Source organism: Bradyrhizobium sp. U531 (assembly GCF_051710265.1).
Classification (GTDB): Bacteria; Pseudomonadota; Alphaproteobacteria; order Rhizobiales; family Xanthobacteraceae; genus Bradyrhizobium.
The window spans coordinates 123,565-138,292 of record NZ_JASVEN010000010.1; the positions used below are offsets into that span (position 1 = coordinate 123,565).

14 protein-coding genes are annotated in these 14,728 nt (G+C 64.6%); 13 read left to right on the plus strand and 1 reads right to left on the minus strand.

Going from position 1 to position 14,728, the window contains the following annotated elements; genetic code table 11:
• The first annotated feature begins 21 nt into the window (after positions 1 to 21).
• Both QRQ56_RS32675 and QRQ56_RS32680 read left to right on the plus strand, forming a co-directional pair.
• A complete protein-coding gene (locus tag QRQ56_RS32675) occupies positions 22 to 711 on the plus strand; it encodes a hypothetical protein (RefSeq protein ID WP_438745528.1) in 690 nt (229 codons plus the stop codon).
• Positions 712 to 840: 129 nt separating this feature from the next.
• Positions 841 to 1,284, plus strand: coding sequence for an SRPBCC family protein (locus QRQ56_RS32680; RefSeq protein ID WP_438745529.1), 444 nt, complete (start codon positions 841 to 843; stop codon positions 1,282 to 1,284).
• A 158-nt stretch (positions 1,285 to 1,442) separates the two neighbouring features.
• Here QRQ56_RS32680 and QRQ56_RS32685 read toward each other — a convergent pair whose 3' ends face one another.
• Complete coding sequence (locus tag QRQ56_RS32685) at positions 1,443 to 2,768, minus strand: Hsp70 family protein (RefSeq protein WP_438745530.1); 1,326 nt, start codon at positions 2,766 to 2,768, stop codon at positions 1,443 to 1,445.
• A 337-nt stretch (positions 2,769 to 3,105) separates the two neighbouring features.
• Here QRQ56_RS32685 and QRQ56_RS32690 point away from each other — a divergent pair, with 337 nt between their 5' ends.
• The 11 genes from QRQ56_RS32690 (at position 3,106) to QRQ56_RS32740 (ending at position 14,574) form a co-directional block, all read left to right on the plus strand.
• Positions 3,106 to 3,243, plus strand: a complete 138-nt coding sequence (locus QRQ56_RS32690) for a hypothetical protein (protein WP_174718928.1) — start codon at positions 3,106 to 3,108, stop codon at positions 3,241 to 3,243.
• A gap of 246 nt (positions 3,244 to 3,489) precedes the next feature.
• A complete protein-coding gene (gene oxlT, locus QRQ56_RS32695) occupies positions 3,490 to 4,779 on the plus strand; it encodes an oxalate/formate MFS antiporter (protein WP_438745531.1) in 1,290 nt (429 codons plus the stop codon).
• A gap of 259 nt (positions 4,780 to 5,038) precedes the next feature.
• Positions 5,039 to 6,361, plus strand: a complete 1,323-nt coding sequence (gene oxlT / locus QRQ56_RS32700; protein ID WP_438745532.1) for an oxalate/formate MFS antiporter — start codon at positions 5,039 to 5,041, stop codon at positions 6,359 to 6,361.
• A gap of 180 nt (positions 6,362 to 6,541) precedes the next feature.
• Positions 6,542 to 6,970, plus strand: a complete 429-nt coding sequence (locus tag QRQ56_RS32705; RefSeq protein WP_438745533.1) for a CBS domain-containing protein — start codon at positions 6,542 to 6,544, stop codon at positions 6,968 to 6,970.
• Between the two features lie 118 nt (positions 6,971 to 7,088).
• Positions 7,089 to 8,108 carry a 2-dehydropantoate 2-reductase gene (locus QRQ56_RS32710; RefSeq protein ID WP_438745534.1) on the plus strand — a complete coding sequence of 340 codons (1,020 nt, stop codon included), beginning with the start codon at positions 7,089 to 7,091 and terminating at the stop codon, positions 8,106 to 8,108.
• Positions 8,108 to 8,893 (plus strand): fumarylacetoacetate hydrolase family protein, encoded by a 786-nt coding sequence (locus tag QRQ56_RS32715; protein ID WP_438745535.1) that lies wholly within the window; start codon positions 8,108 to 8,110, stop codon positions 8,891 to 8,893. The genes QRQ56_RS32710 and QRQ56_RS32715 overlap by 1 nt, the downstream gene beginning before the upstream one ends.
• A 627-nt stretch (positions 8,894 to 9,520) precedes the next feature.
• On the plus strand, positions 9,521 to 10,927 hold the full coding sequence (locus tag QRQ56_RS32720) for a hypothetical protein (protein ID WP_438745536.1): 1,407 nt from the start codon (positions 9,521 to 9,523) through the stop codon (positions 10,925 to 10,927).
• A gap of 256 nt (positions 10,928 to 11,183) precedes the next feature.
• Entirely contained in the window at positions 11,184 to 11,384 is a 201-nt protein-coding gene (locus QRQ56_RS32725) for a hypothetical protein (protein WP_438745666.1), read from the plus strand.
• A gap of 54 nt (positions 11,385 to 11,438) precedes the next feature.
• The gene (locus QRQ56_RS32730) at positions 11,439 to 12,086 is read left to right on the plus strand and encodes a hypothetical protein (protein ID WP_438745537.1); all 648 of its coding nucleotides are present in this window, start codon (positions 11,439 to 11,441) and stop codon (positions 12,084 to 12,086) included.
• Positions 12,087 to 12,584: 498 nt separating this feature from the next.
• Positions 12,585 to 13,580 (plus strand): NAD(P)H-dependent flavin oxidoreductase, encoded by a 996-nt coding sequence (locus QRQ56_RS32735; protein WP_438745538.1) that lies wholly within the window; start codon positions 12,585 to 12,587, stop codon positions 13,578 to 13,580.
• A 25-nt stretch (positions 13,581 to 13,605) separates the two neighbouring features.
• Positions 13,606 to 14,574, plus strand: a complete 969-nt coding sequence (locus QRQ56_RS32740; protein WP_438745539.1) for a zinc-binding dehydrogenase — start codon at positions 13,606 to 13,608, stop codon at positions 14,572 to 14,574.
• Positions 14,575 to 14,728: the final 154 nt, after the last annotated feature.

A 14,728-nucleotide genomic window follows, 5' to 3' on the forward strand; every position in this document is an offset into this window, starting at 1 on the left:
ACAACAAAGAGGGAGGTCAGCATGGCACTGCTCGGCAAAGCCGCCGTCGCGATGTGGTGGAGAGTTCGCCCCGAGCAGCGCACCGAGTTCGGCGACTGGCATTCGCATGAGCACTTTCCGGAGCGGATGAGCATTCCGGGCTTTCGGCGCGGCTCGCGCTGGAGCAGCACGACGGACCCGGAAGGCTTCTTCGTGCTCTACGAACTCGCCGAGTACGAGGTTCTCACCTCGAAATTCTATCTCGACCGGCTCAACGCGCCGACGCCATGGTCGACCAAGATGATGCCGCATCATCTCGGCATGGTCCGTAGCCAGTGCCGCGTGATCGAAAGCTTTGGCGGCGGCGTTGCGACCTCGCTCGCAACGATCAGGCTGTCACCGCAGGCCGGACGCGAGGCGGACCTGCAGGCGAACCTTTCGACCACGCTCGGCACATTGGCGCACAAGCCGGGGCTGACCGGCGCTCATCTCTTGCGCACCGACACGCCGCGGACAAGCGCGCCCACAACGGAACAACAGATCCGCGGCAAGGACGGCGCCGCCGACTGGATCGTGCTGCTCTCAGGTTACGATGAAGATGCCGTCGAGGCTGTGATCGCCAGCCCGCTATCGCCAGGGTCGCTCGGCGCTCTGGGCGCGCAGGACAATCCGACGATCGGCCGCTATCGGCTGGCGTTCACGATGACGGCGCAGGATGTCGCAGGGGTCTAGCAACTCTGCCCGGCGACCCGCGAATAATTTGCGATTGCCGTGTCGGATCGGCGAGGTCCCCGTCGTCCTCGTGACATGAATGGGTCAGAGACGTGGAGTCGGCCCGTCAATTCAGAAGGATCAACGAACATGCCCGGCACCGTCCGTCTGCACCGCGTTCTCGCCACCAGCCCGCAGAAGGTCTATCGCGCCTTCGTCGAAGCGGATGCGATGGCGAAATGGCTTCCGCCGAACGGCTTCACCTGCACCGTGCACCATTTCGAGCCGAAGGTCGGCGGCACATTCAAGATGTCGTTCCGGAACTTCACGACGGGCAACGGCCATTCGTTTGGCGGCGAATTTCTCGAGCTCGTGCCCGGCGAACGTCTCCGCTACACCGACAGGTTCGACGACCCCAATCTGCCCGGCGAGATCGAGGTCACCGTGCTCCTGAGGAAGGTCTCGGTCGGGACCGAGATCGACATCACGCAGTCGGGTCTGCCCGACGTCATCCCCGTCGAAGCCTGCTATCTCGGCTGGCAGGAATCGCTACGCAATCTGGCGAAGCTGGTCGAGCCCGAGATCAATCAGTAGCGGCGACGGCGGCGTCGTAGGGTGAGCAAAGGCGCACTTGCGTCGTGCCCATGATCTCTCCGATACGGCGACAGGCGCGTGGGCACGCTTCGCTTTGCCCACCCTACGGCACCGTTCGATTGGACGCACAGATCGCTCGCAACGACGGCGAGCGATCGCTACGCGCTCTTCGCCAGCCCGCCGTCCGCGGTCCACTTGTCCGGATCGGGACTGTGCCCGATCAGCGCAAGGCCGTAGGCGATCGACTCGAACTGGTCGCCGGACATCAGCCGTTCGTTGCCGAACCGGTCGGCGAACAGCTTTCTCACCGCGGGCACGAACGAGGTGCCGCCGGTCAGGAACACCTTCTCCACCTCGCGCGCGGTGATGCCGGCTTCGGCCAACACCTTGTCCACGGTAGCGCCGAGCCGGGCGATATCGTCGGCGATCCAGGCGTCAAAGTTCTTCCGCGTGATGGCCGCGCCGATGTCGACGCCGCCGCCCTTGAAGCGGAAGTCCACCTCGTCGTTGCCCGACAGTGCGACCTTAGCGTCGGACACCGCGCGGTAGAGCGAAAAGCCGAGATCGAAATCGACGATGGTGATGAAGTCCTCGAGCAGCTTCGGCTTCAGCGCAGTCTTGGCGAGGTCGCGAAGCTCGCGCAGGTCGCCGTTGCTCTTCATCATCGCCAACTGATGCCAGCGCGCGAGGTTGGTATAGTGGCCAGTCGGAACGGGGAGTACCTTGTCGAACGAGCGAAAGCTGGAGCCCTTGCCGAGCCGTGGCGAGACCACATGATCGACGATGCGATAGTCGAAGGTGTCGCCGGCGATGCCGATGCCGGCATGCCCGAGCGGCTCGGCGCGCAGGGCGCCGCCGGCGCGCGAAAAGCGCATCACGGAGAAGTCGCTGGTGCCGCCGCCGAAATCGGCCACCAGCACGGTGGCATCGCGCTCCAGCCGGCGGGCAAACGAGAACGCCGCGCCCACGGGCTCATAGACATAGCGCGCGTGACCGGCTCCCAGGCGCTCGAAGGCGGCGCGATAGCGCTGCATCGCCAGCGCCTCGTCCGGATTGCCGCCGGCAAAACGCACGGGCCGGCCGACCGTGATGTTGGAGGTCTCGAAGCCGAACTTCTCGCCGCCATGGCGCGCCAAGGTCCGCAGGAACGCCGCCAGGATGTCCTCGAACTTGAAGCGCTGGCGGAACACCTGGGTGGTTTGGAAGCTGCTGCTGGCGGCAAACGTCTTGAAGGACTGGAGGAAGCGATAGACATGGCGTCCCTCGAGAAACGTCTCGATCGCCCACGGGCCGCCTTCGGCCTGGGCGCCAGCGCCCGGCCGCTCCTCCCAGAAGCACAGGGCGGACACGAAGACGCTATGGCGCTGTCCGCCGTGGTCGAAGCGGATGGCCTCGACCCGGCGGTCGTCTGCCGCCAGGGCGACGACGGTATTGCTGGTCCCAAAATCGATGCCGATCGAGACGGCGGGCGGGGCGCTCGACATGAACCACTCTGACAGATGATTGGAAGGGGGCAGACCACTAGCGGCTTTGACTTGGCCTGCCAAGGCCTCGGTCGTGGCCGCCATTGGTCGGAGATCCACCCGCCCGCTCCCCTGATTCCGCGGGATTTCGAGCCTGAACGGGCTTTCGGGCAGGTTTCGGCTGCTTTTGCGGGGCCATTTTAAGCCCGAAACGGGCGCATTAACCCAGCATTATGCTGCAATGCGGGGTAGCGTATGCTGCTATGCAAACAAATGCGTAGACGCTGGCATCTGGTATACATAGATTGTCCTTCGAAACGAGACACCAGCACTGACCGTCTCGAGAAAAGGATTTCCAATGGCCAAGACCGCTTCCGTCGCTTTCGCTCCCTCCGCCTCGCTGTTCAGCCGCTTCCTGGCTGCGGTCGACCGCTTCCTGATGGCGAGCGCCGAGATCTCGAACCACAACGGCGACCTTCCCCGTTTCGGCCTGTAAGCCGGCTTTCCTGCTCTGACCCGCAACTCGGCGGGGTTTCAGAACAGTGCACATACGACTTTTGATGAATGGCCCCGCACGACGGGGCCATTTCTACTTGTGCTGTCCTGAGTCACAGCCGCGGCCGGGAAACGGCCTGCGGCATTTGCGCACGGTGACCGGACCAGCGCTTGAAGCTTGGCATAATGCATACAAGAATGCCTCTCCAGCGCTCGCTTAAAAATTAGAGGCGCCACGGGAGGCTTTATGACGGACATGGTGCAGGCAACCGCCCCTACAACAGCGCGCGTTAGCGACACGTATCGCTGGGCGCAACTGGCGATCGGTGTAGGCGCGATGGTGATGATCGCAAACTATCAATACGGCTGGACGTTCTTCGTCCCCGACATCCAGAAGAAATTCGGCTGGGATCGCGCGTCGATCCAATGGGCCTTCACGCTATTCGTGCTGTTCGAGACCTGGCTCGTGCCGATCGAAGGATGGTTCGTCGACAAATACGGCCCGCGCCTCGTCGTACTGATCGGCGGCGTGCTCTGCGCCGTCGGCTGGGCGATCAACGCGCAGGCCACCACGCTCAACGGCTTCTATCTCGGCATGATCATCGCGGGCATCGGCGCGGGCGGCGTCTACGGCACCTGCGTCGGCAACGCGCTGAAGTGGTTTCCGGACAAGCGCGGTCTTGCCGCGGGCATCACGGCCGCGGGCTTCGGTGCAGGCTCGGCACTGACCGTCGCGCCGATCCAGGCCATGATCAAGGACAGCGGTTTCCAGACCACCTTCCTCTATTTCGGCCTTGGCCAGGGCATCATCATCTGCATCCTCGCCTTCTTCCTGCTGTCGCCGAAAGCGGGCCAGGTGCCGAACGTCGTTGCGAACGCCAATCTGCTGCAGACGCGCCGTAACTATCAGCCGACCGAAGTTCTGCGTCAGCCGATCTTCTGGCTGATGTACTTCATGTTCGTGATCGTCGGCGCCGGCGGCCTGATGGTGACGGCCAACCTGAAGCCGATCGCGGCCGACTGGAAGGTCGACAACGTGCCGGTCACGCTGATGGCGGTGACGATGACGGCCGTGACCTTCGCGGCGACCATCGACCGCGTGCTCAACGGCCTGACGCGTCCGTTCTTCGGCTGGATCTCCGACATGATCGGCCGCGAGAACACGATGTTCATCGCCTTCGGCATGGAAGGCTTCGGCATCTGGATGCTCTACCTCTGGGGCCACGATCCGATCTGGTTCGTGCTGCTCTCGGGCTTCGTGTTCTTCGCCTGGGGTGAGATCTACTCGCTGTTTCCCTCGACCTGCACCGACACGTTCGGCGCCAAGTTCGCGACAACCAATGCCGGCCTGCTCTACACCGCGAAGGGCACCGCCGCGCTACTGGTACCGATCGCCAACTACATGCAGCAGTCGTCGGGCACGTGGGACAGCGTGTTCATCATCGCAGCCGGCGCCAACATCCTGGCCTCGCTGCTGGCGATCGCGGTGCTCAAGCCCTGGCGCAAGGTCGTGGTCGCGAAATCGACCGTCGCCTGACGCGCCCACAACTCTTCACCAAGCAGACGCCCGGCCTCACGGCCGGGCGTTTTCGTTTTGGCGAGGTTTTGCGAGTGCCCCACCCCATCGAAACGGAACCTCAGAATTTGTGACAATCCGCCGCAGTTAGGACTTGCTTTCTGGAATATGGTATACCAAGCTGCCCTCCGCGCTTGCGACGATAAGCCACAACATTTGCGACACTGGGTCATCTTGCAATCCCAGGTCGTAAGCAATCAGGCGCGTTGGGAGGTTATTGATGATTTCCAGCACGGATGGCGCCGTCACGGCCGCGCCTCTTCGTACCGGCTTCCGTTGGCTCCAGCTCGCCATGGGCATCGTCTGCATGGCGATGATCGCCAACCTGCAATACGGCTGGACGCTGTTCGTCGATCCGATCGATGCCGCCCATCATTGGGGACGCGCCGCGATCCAGCTCGCCTTCACCGTCTTCGTCGTCACCGAGACCTGGCTGGTGCCGGTCGAGGCATGGTTCGTCGACAAATACGGCCCGCGCATCGTCATCATGTTCGGCGGCGTGATGATCGCGCTATCCTGGATCCTCAACTCCTATGCCGACTCGCTCACGCTGCTCTACACGGCGGCGGTCATCGGCGGCATCGGCGCGGGCGCGGTGTATGGCACCTGCGTCGGCAACGCGCTGAAGTGGTTTCCCGATCGCCGCGGCCTTGCCGCCGGCGCGACCGCCGCGGGCTTCGGCGCGGGCGCTGCGCTCACCATCGTGCCGATCGCAGCCATGATCGCGTCCAGCGGCTATCAGCACGCCTTCCTCACCTTCGGCATCGGCCAGGGCGTGATCGTGTTCTTGCTAGCTTTCTTCATCCAGCCGCCGCGGCTCTCGATCCCGCCGAAGAAGAAGCAGCTCAATCTGCCGCAGACCAAGATCGACTTCACCCCGCCGCAAGTGCTGCGGACGCCTATTTTCTGGGTGATGTACCTCGTCTTCGTCATGGTCGCCTCGGGCGGGCTGATGACCGCGGCGCAGATCGCCCCGATCGCGCACGACTTCAAGATCGCGAGCACGCCGGTCACGCTCGCCGGCTTCCAGATGGCGGCGTTGACCTTCGCGATATCGCTCGACCGCATCTTCGACGGTTTCGGCCGCCCGTTCTTCGGCTTCGTCTCCGATACGATCGGCCGCGAGAACACCATGTTCATCGCCTTCGGCACGGCGGCGCTGATGCTGCTGACGCTGTCGGCCTACGGCCACATCCCCGTCGTCTTCGTGCTCGCGACCGCCGTTTATTTCGGCGTGTTCGGCGAGATCTACTCGCTATTCCCCGCAACCTGCGGCGACACGTTCGGCTCGAAATTCGCGACCACCAACAACGGCATGCTCTACACCGCCAAGGGCACCGCTTCCCTGCTCGTCCCGCTCGCCAGCGTGATCTCGGCGGCCTATGGCTGGAAGGCCGTGTTCGTGGTCGCGGTGGCCTTGAACGCGACAGCCGCGCTGATGGCGCTGTTCGTGATCAAGCCGCTGCGCCGCTCCTTCATCCTCGGCAAGGAGGCCGAGAGCGAGGCTACCGCAACCGGCAGCGCCAAGACCGAGACGGCCTAGCCGCCACGGATACATCGCAGGGTTCGGACAGGGGCGCAGCGATGCGCCCCTTTCTTTTTTGGTCGGCCGCAAACGTCAGTATTGCTGTCGCAAGATTTTTCGGATCCGCCAAATGCAGCGCTTGACGATTGGCATTATGTATACCACACTTCCCTCAACGTTCACCCCAGGGAGGTTGCAATGCTGGTCGGAGACATTCTGCGCAAGAAGACGCCGCGCGTTGTCACGGTGCGAATGAACGAAACGGTGGGTATCGCCGCAAAGCTGATGCGCGCCAACAACATCAGCGCGCTGGTGGTCAAGGACGTGGTCCGCTCGGAAGGCAACACCGCCGTCGGCATGTTCACCGAACGCGACGTGGTGCGCGCCGTCGCCGAGCACGGGGCCAACGCCGTCAACGTGAAGGTCTCGCAGCTCGTCCTGGTGCAGCAGCTGGTGTCCTGCACCTCTGCGGACACGATCGAGCATGTCCGCCATCTCATGAACCGGCATCACATCCGCCACCTGCCGGTCATCGACGATTACAGCCTCGTCTCCGTCATCAGCATGCGCGACATCGCAGCTGCCATGGACGAGGCCCTCAACGGCACGCCGCAAGCCGCCGCCTAGACCGTACGACATTTCCCCTGCGACTGCCGGCCCCGGCTCGGATCCTTCCGAGCCGGACCGGATCTTTCGTCCCAAATTTTGGCTTCGGCTCCCATTCGGCTCCCTTGGCGAGGATTCCATGAAGATCTGCATCTACGGCGCCGGCGCGATCGGCGGATATCTCGGAGTTCAGCTCGCGCGCGCAGGCGCCGATGTCAGCCTGATCGCACGCGGCGCACACCTTGCCGCGATGCGCGAGCACGGCCTGACCCTGCTCGCCGGCGACGAAAAGCATACCGTTCGCCCGCGCTCCACCGACGATCCCAACGAGCTCGGGGTGCAGGACTACATCATCATCACGCTGAAGGCGCATTCGATCACCGGCGTGATCGAGAAAATGCAGCCGCTGCTGGGGCCGCATACCCGCATCGTCACCGCGGTCAACGGCATCCCCTATTGGTACTTCTACAAGCACGGCGGCCAATACGAGAACGCGACGCTGGAAAGCATCGATCCCGGCGGGCGGCAATGGCGCGAGATCGGCGCCGAGCGCGCCATCGGATGCATCGTCTATCCCGCCACCGAGATCGAAGCGCCCGGCGTGATCCGTCACGTCTACGGCAATAATTTCCCGCTCGGCGAGCCCTCCGGCGAGATCACGCCCGACGTGCAGCGCCTCGCCGATCTCTTCGTCGCCGCCGGGCTGAAGGCGCCGGTGCTCGACCGCATCCGCGACGAGATCTGGCTGAAGCTCTGGGGCAATGTCTGCTTCAACCCGATCAGCGCCCTGACCCATGCGACGCTCGATGTGATCTGCACCGATCCTTCCACCCGCGCGCTGTCGCGTGCGATCATGATGGAGACGCAGGCGATCGCCGAAACGTTTGGCGTCAAGTTCCGTGTCGACGTCGAGCGCCGCATCGAGGGCGCCCGCAAGGTCGGCGCCCACAAGACCTCGATGCTGCAGGACCTCGAGCGCGGCCGCCCCATGGAGATCGACCCACTCGTCACCGTCGTGCAGGAGATGGGCCGCCTCACCGCCATCCCCACCCCCGCCCTCGACTCGGTGCTGGCGATGGTGACCCAGCGCGCCCGCATCGCCGGGCTCTACGACGGCGTCACGACGCCTGCGGATCCCCGCGCACTGGCGGTGGCGTGATGACGGGCGAAACGAGGAAATGGCTGCGCTTCCGCCACGCCGGAACAACCGGTTTCGGCACGCTGACGCCATCGGGCATCAATGTGCATGAGGGCGAGATGCTCGGCCGCAACGCGGCCACAGGCAAGATTCTGGCGCTGTCGGAGGTCGAGCTGCTCGCCCCGTGCGTGCCCAGCAAGATCATCGCGCTCTGGAATAATTTCCACGCGCTCGCGGCCAAGCTGAACCAGCCCGAGCCGCCGGAGCCGCTCTATCTGCTCAAGGCCACCACCACCATCACGACGCCGGGCGCCGTGATCCGCCGCCCCTCTTATTACGACGGCAAGACCACCTATGAGGGCGAGCTCGGCATCGTCATCGGCAAGACCTGCGCACGGGTCTCGCCTGATGAGGCCGACAGCTTCATCTTCGGCTACACCTGCGTCAACGACATCACCGCCAACGACATCCTGACCAGCGACCCCACCTTCCCGCAATGGGCCCGCGCCAAGGGCATTGACGATTACGGCCCGTTCGGCCCCGTCATCGCGACCGGCCTCGATCCGGCGAAGCTCGTGGTCCGCACGATCCTCAACGGCGCGGAGCGGCAGAACTATCCGATCTCCGACATGATCTTCTCGGCGCAGCAATTGGTCAGCAGGATCTCCCACGACATGACGCTCCTCCCCGGCGACCTCATCGCCGTCGGCACGTCCGTCGGCGTCGGCGTGATGAAGGAGCCGGTGAACACGGTCACCGTCGCCATCGACGGCATCGGCGAGCTCACCAACGAGTTTCGGCTCTAGCCGCGAGCGAGGTGCCGTAGCTCGGGCTCGACCGCCATCGTTGCGGCAGCGCGGCAAAATTGATCTCGCGCAAATCGCGCCGTCCCGGCCGCCACTATCCTTCCTGGCAAAAGATCAATTTCCGTAGCCAGGGAGGACACCATGTCGAATGCCGGTAATGCGCTTTTGTGGACGGCCCTGTACTTTGCTCTCGCGTTCGGTGCGATCTTCGTCATCTGGTTCGCCGACAAGATGCGCTCGAACATCGTCGGCAAATGATGGCGCGCACGCCATAGCCCGGATAAGCGTAGCGACATCCGCGACGGCTCTTCGCGTGGTCCCGCATGTCGCTACGCTCATGCGGGCTACGAGCGCGGCTCGCTCCGTCATGGCTTATCCGAGCCATCCGCATCTTCGTTGACCGCACTGGAATCGTGGATGCCCGGGACAAGCCCCAGCCTGACGCGTGCGTAGGACGACCTGTCCGGGAAAATCCGGCACTCTCCCGCACCGCCTCTCCCCACAGGCTAGACGCAACCAGCCGTGGATCGCGCAGCCCGAAACAGCCCACGAAACGCCCGTCCCCCTTGCGCTCGGTTCCACTCTTCGCGATCATGGCGAAAATGTGCGCAGGCGTGAGGATTCACGATGTGGCTGGCCTTCCTGGGTGCCTGGTTCGTGCTGCTGGCTGCCATCGCGTTTCTCGCCCAGCATACGCTTGGGTACGACATGGCCCACCTGCCCGCATGGTTCGCGGGCCTGCCCATGCCGCAACGCATCACCGCCGGCGCGATCGTGGCGGGGACGCTGGCGCTAATCGGGGCGAGCGTCTGGCGCCTGTCACGGCAGGACAGGCGCCTGGACACCCTGCGTAACCGCCTGAAGAAGACCCGCGAGGACGTCGTCGTCGCCCACGCCCTGCAGAACCATCTCGACGCCACCGTCCAGCATTTGATCGAGAGCGATCCCCGGGAGGCGGTCTCCGCCCTCCACGACAAGCTCGGCGAGACCGAGCAACGCGCGCTGCTCCAGCAGGGCCGCAACGAATCCACCGACATGCATGACCAGCTCGCCGAGATCCGCCGCCGCCAGCAGGCGCTGCGCGAGATGGTCGGCAAAGTCGCCGATCAGCGCCGCGCGGTCGAACCCGTCTTCACCGAGATCCGCGACCGCCAGAACCAGCTCGAACGCTCGCTGCATGATCTCGAGACCGACGACCGCAAGAACAATCTCGCCGACCGCCAGCGAGACATCGCGCGCGACGTGGCGGCGCTGCTGGGGCGGGTGAACGCGGTCCAGGACACGTTCGCGACGCTGAACCAGCACAAGGAGGATCTGGCGAAATCCCACGCTGAGCTAGCGCCGCTGCGCGCCTCGGACGCCGGCATCAATGCCCTGATCGGCGAGCTCAGCCTCAGCCATGACCGCCTCGCCAAGACCATCGAGGAGCTCGAGACCGGCGGCGAGGCGCCGCTGTCCACCCGCGTGGAGACGCTGTCGAAAAACAAGATCGAGATCGAGCAGCGCCTTGCCGGCATCGACGACAGCTTCAACATCCTCAAGACCATCGGGCTCGATTTCGAGGAGCTCGGCCAGCGCCGGGCCCAGCTCGAACGCGCGCTTGCTGACGTCGAGACCGACGCCGACGGCAAGACCCTCGCCGAGCGCCAGAACGCGCTGAACGCGTTCGTCCTGCAGTCGCGCCAGCGCCTCGGCGCCCTGCAGGAGACGCTGGCGACACTGAACGCCTTCAAGACGGAGCTGTCGAAATCGCAGGCCGATCTCGTGCCTCTCAAAGCCCCGGTGTTCGGCATCGAGGCGCTGATCGCCGACGTCGGCGCCACGCGCGATCTCCTCGCCAAGACCGTCAGCGAGATCGAAGCGAATGGCGACGTCACGCTGGCCTCGCGCGTCGAGACGCTGGCCGAAAGCAAGCGCGAGGTTGAAGACCGCCTCGCCCGCATCTTCGAGAATTTCAACGCGCTCGACGCCCTGCGCAAGGACATCGGCGGCATCTTCGCAACGATCCGGAACAGCCTCAACCGGATCGGGTAAGTTGCCGTAGGATGGGTAGAGCGCAGCGAAACCCATCATCTCTCCTCGAGCAAATGCCCCGATGGGTTTCGCTGCGCTCTACCCATCCTACGCACCGAAAGCCCCGAAACATCCAGACACATCACATCTGCGCGCGTCAGAGATATGCCGCTGACATGCCCCGGGCGCGCCGCAACTTGGTCGCATTCGGCCGCCCTTCTGGGAGGCGTGTCTGGGGGCACGGTTCAGCCGTGTTTGGACCAAACCTTCTAGGGGTATCGCTGTGAAGAAGATTGTAATTGCTCTGGGTGCCACGCTTGCTCTGGTGACGGCTGCCAACGCTGCGGATCTGCCGCGTCGCCAGCCCGTGCCGGTCTATTCGGAGCAAGCTCCGATCGGCAAGATGCCGATTGGCAAGAGCCCGGTTGGAAAGGCCCCGATCGGCAAGGCGCCGGGCCCGGTCGCCGCGCGCTACTGAGCGTAGCGACACGCGCAGAGTTTGCGTAAGCGGCCAACAGTCGAGGGGCACAGCGTGACGAACAAACCGGATCGATCGGGACCCTGCATCCTTGCGGGGGTTGCCCTCGCGGCGATGATCGCATGCACGACGCCCTCGGCCTCGGCCCACGAAGCCAACAAGCGCGTTGCCGACGCCAATGCGCTTGCCACCACCGACTCCACGTCGCGGCCGGCGTCGCAATCGCGGCGCTCCGTCGCGCGCGCGGAGAAAGGTCCCTATTACGTCGACTTCCGCGCCCGCACGGCCGCGAGCTGGGGTCACGCCTTCGTCTGGTATGGCAAGACCAGCGAAAAGGCGGTCGAGGTCGCAGGGCTCACGCCGGCCGGCGATACGCTCGCTTACGTGCTCGGCCATGTCACCTTCGTGCCGTCGGAGACCGGCGCCAGCTACGGCGATCTCGATCCGGAATATCTGACCGCGAGCTATCGCGTGTACCTCAACGAAGCCGACGCCAGGCGTGTCTTCGCCTACATCAAGAAGAAGCAGGCGAACTCACCGGTGTGGAACGCCGAGACCATGAACTGCACCGGCTTCATCGGCGACATCGCCGAGTTCATGGGCCTAGAGGTCCCCAACCGCTGGCAGCGCCCGGAAAACTTCGTCAACCGCCTCAAGGAAATGAACGGCGGCCGCCCGATGGTACGGCTGTCGGCGGAATAGCCGACGTCTTTACAGCGGCGACTTTGTAGCCCGGATGGAGCGAAAGCGAAATCCGGGACCGCTGCTGCTTGCCGCACGAGCCCTCAACTCCGCCGTCATTGCGAGGAGCGCAGCGACGAAGCAATCCAGAGTCCCTCCGCGAAAAGATTCTGGATTGCTTCCGCCTTCGCCAAAGGCTTCGGCGGACAAGTCGCTGCGCTCGCAATGACGCTGAGACAGCCGCTGGCCCAAACCACGACCGTCACCCTGAGGTGCGCGCTCAGGGGCGCATCGCGCCGCTGAGCGAGCCTCGAAGGGCGACAGCCCGGCTCTCGCAGCGTCGTCATTCATCCCTCGAGGAGCGATCGCCCAATTGTCCGCCTCGCGGAATCCTCTCACCCGCGCGCATAATCGACCCGCCCTCACCGCAAGCCGATCCAATAGACATTTCCCGACCCGGGCGGCATCCTGCCGCCATCAACCGATAACAGAGCGCCGCAACGGGCGGGGGAAACACATATGCTGCAGACACGGTTCACCAAACTCGTCGGCGTCGAGCATCCAATCGTCCAGGGCGGCATGCAATGGGTCGGCCGCGCCGAGCTGGTTGCCGCCGTTGCCAATGCCGGCGCGCTCGGCTTCATCACGGCGCTGACCCAGCCGACGCCGGAGGACCTCACCAGGGAGATCGCGCGCTGCCGCGACCTCACCGACAAGCCGTTCGGCGTCAACCTCACCATCCTGCCCGCGATCAGGCCGCCGCCTTATGCCGAATACCGCGCCGCCATCATCGAGGCCGGCATCACGGTGGTCGAGACCGCCGGCAACAAGCCGCAGGAGCATGTCGACGAGTTCAAAAAGCACGGCGTCAAGGTCGTGCACAAATGCACCAGCGTCCGCCACGCCCTCTCCGCCGAGCGCATGGGTGTCGACGCGATCTCGATCGACGGCTTCGAATGCGCCGGCCATCCCGGCGAGGACGACACGCCCGGCCTGATCCTGATCCCGGCTGCCGCCAACAAGGTCAAGATTCCCATGATCGCCTCCGGCGGCTTCGCCGACGCCCGCGGCCTCGTGGCGGCGTTGGCGCTCGGTGCCGAGGGCATCAACATGGGCACCCGCTTCATGGCGACCAAGGAGAGCCCGATCCACCAGCTCATCAAGGAGAAGATCGTCGCCAATGACGAGCGCGAGACCGAGCTGATCTTCCGCACTATGCGCAACACTTCCCGCGTCGCCAGGAACGAGATCTCGACCAAGGTCGTCGCCATGGAGAAGGAAGGCGCCAAGTTCGAGGACATCCGCGAGCTCGTCGCAGGCGCCCGCGGCAAGATGGTCTACGCGACCGGCAACTCGGACGAAGGCATCTGGTCGGCCGGCCAGGTGCAGGGCCTGATTCAGGACATCCCGACCTGCGGCGAACTCATCTCGCGCATCGTGCGCGAAGCCGAGGCCATCATCCGCAGCCGGCTCGAAGGCATGATCGCTCAACCGAGCGCGCAAGCCGCCGAATGATCACTGCAAGAAGCGAGAGCAATACATGAAAGCCTACGTCTACGGTCCTGAAGGCGCTCGGATTTCCGACGTCGCTCAACCAAAACCCAAGGGCACGCAGGTCCTCGTCAAGGTGCGGGCCTGCGGCCTCAACCGCGCCGACACCGGCATGCGCAAGGGTCACGCGCATGGTGCAGCCGGCGGCGTCGGCACCGTGCTCGGCATGGAATGGGCCGGCGAGGTCGCCGAGCTCGGACCGGATGCGAAAGGCGTGAAGGTCGGCGATCGCGTCATGGGCTCGGGCGGCGCGGCGTTTGCCGAGTACACGCTGGCCGACCACGGCCGGCTGTTCCACGCGCCCTCGAACATGAACTTCGAGGAAGCCGCGACCCTGCCCGTCGCGCTCGCGACCATGTACAACGCCGTCGTCATGGTCGGCGGCGTGCAGCCGGGCCAGGCCGTGCTGATCCAGGGCGCCAGCTCCGGCGTCGGCCTGATGGCGATGCAGATTGCAAAGCTCAAGGGCGCCAAGCTGGTGATCGGCTCCTCGACCGATGCCTATCGCCGCGGCCGCCTGAAGGAATACGGCGCCGACCTTGCGGTCGACTCTTCCGATCCCAAATGGGTCGACGAGGTGCTGGCGGCGACGAACGGCGAAGGCGTCGACCTCATCGTCGACCAGGTCTCGGGCAAGGTTGCAAACCAGAACCTCGCCGCGACGAAAGTCCTCGGCCGCATCGTCAATGTCGGCCGGCTCGGCGGCACCCATGCCGACTTCAATTTCGACCTGCATGCCGCGCGCCGCATCGACTATGTCGGCGTTACCTTCCGCACCCGCACCCTCGAGGAGGTCCGCGAGATCTTCGCGGGGGTCAGGAAGGACATCTGGGGAGCCGTCGAGTCGCGAAAACTGCAGCTGCCGATCGACAAGGTCTATCCGTTCGACCAGATCGACCAGGCGTTCGAGCACATGGAAGCGAACAAGCACCTCGGGAAGATCGTGGTGACGGTGTAAGCGTCATTCCGGGGCGGTCCGCAGGACCGAGCTCCGGTGCGCCATTGCGCACCTGAGAATCTCGAGATTCCGGGTTCGCCTTCGGCGCCCCGGAATGACTGCTGTTCGCTCCTGCAACTCACTCGCGACTACGGCTGTGGATCGCCGCTTGATG

Coding starts and splice junctions, on each gene's coding strand:
- QRQ56_RS32735 (WP_438745538.1), top strand. CDS start 12,585: ATGCTGCAGACACGGTTCACCAAACTCGTCGGCGTCGAGCATCCAATC.
- oxlT (WP_438745531.1), top strand. CDS start 3,490: ATGACGGACATGGTGCAGGCAACCGCCCCTACAACAGCGCGCGTTAGC.
- oxlT (WP_438745532.1), top strand. CDS start 5,039: ATGATTTCCAGCACGGATGGCGCCGTCACGGCCGCGCCTCTTCGTACC.
- QRQ56_RS32680 (WP_438745529.1), top strand. CDS start 841: ATGCCCGGCACCGTCCGTCTGCACCGCGTTCTCGCCACCAGCCCGCAG.
- QRQ56_RS32675 (WP_438745528.1), top strand. CDS start 22: ATGGCACTGCTCGGCAAAGCCGCCGTCGCGATGTGGTGGAGAGTTCGC.
- QRQ56_RS32710 (WP_438745534.1), top strand. CDS start 7,089: ATGAAGATCTGCATCTACGGCGCCGGCGCGATCGGCGGATATCTCGGA.
- QRQ56_RS32715 (WP_438745535.1), top strand. CDS start 8,108: ATGACGGGCGAAACGAGGAAATGGCTGCGCTTCCGCCACGCCGGAACA.
- QRQ56_RS32705 (WP_438745533.1), top strand. CDS start 6,542: ATGCTGGTCGGAGACATTCTGCGCAAGAAGACGCCGCGCGTTGTCACG.
- QRQ56_RS32690 (WP_174718928.1), top strand. CDS start 3,106: ATGGCCAAGACCGCTTCCGTCGCTTTCGCTCCCTCCGCCTCGCTGTTC.
- QRQ56_RS32740 (WP_438745539.1), top strand. CDS start 13,606: ATGAAAGCCTACGTCTACGGTCCTGAAGGCGCTCGGATTTCCGACGTC.
- QRQ56_RS32720 (WP_438745536.1), top strand. CDS start 9,521: ATGTGGCTGGCCTTCCTGGGTGCCTGGTTCGTGCTGCTGGCTGCCATC.
- QRQ56_RS32685 (WP_438745530.1), bottom strand. CDS start 2,768: ATGTCGAGCGCCCCGCCCGCCGTCTCGATCGGCATCGATTTTGGGACC.